This window comes from Cupriavidus sp. 05T313 (assembly GCF_056396665.1).
In genome coordinates, this window is record NZ_JBFTLX010000570.1 from 1 (window position 1) to 607 (window position 607).

General features: G+C 63.4%; 1 protein-coding gene. It reads left to right on the forward strand.

The window, feature by feature from the left end; all coding sequences use genetic code 11:
- Window positions 1-311 precede the first annotated feature (311 nt).
- Window positions 312-607, forward strand: a 296-nt coding sequence (locus tag AC1DKD_RS41800; RefSeq protein WP_477111986.1) for a hypothetical protein, incomplete at its 3' end; no start/stop codon positions are given.

Consider the following 607-nt stretch of genomic DNA (forward strand, 5'->3'; position numbering starts at 1 on the left):
GCTGCTGTATTCGCCAGAAAAAAAGGAAAATTATTTGTTAAATTTATTAAAAATAGGAATTGTCCGATATTCAACGTTTAATGCTCCTGTTAGTGTTTCGCCCTGATCCAGTGCGGCGGACGCGAATCGCTGTTGGCACCATCCATTTGGTATTAGCGTCTCCAGCCTGACCACGGCCCTGTCCGCGCAGCCATTGAAGGGGGGCGCATGACGTGAAGCRGGCAGGGTACTGGGCAAGACCATTCGTCGATCTCGGGATCGCATCCGCACGCCGGCCTCGCTTGCGCTTGGCCGCTATCGCGGCCAGCACAATGTTCGCCTCCGCGTGGGGGCGCCGCAGTGTGCCGGCACGCGCGGTCGCGGGCCTGCTTGCGCTGACCTTGTGGGTCGGGCCGATGCAGGTCACCCTGCAGCAGGCGCAGCAGGCAGCAGGCGTGCTGGCAGCCGGCGCGGTCGAGCTGGAGGCTCCGGCGATTCACGCGGCCGCCGTCCGTCAAAGCCTGTTGCGCTGGGCGGTTGCACACCTGCCGGTGACGGCCAGCTTCGGTCCGACGGCAGCCTATGCGGCGCCGGTCACGGACCCGAGCGCGCCCTTGCGCTTCACACC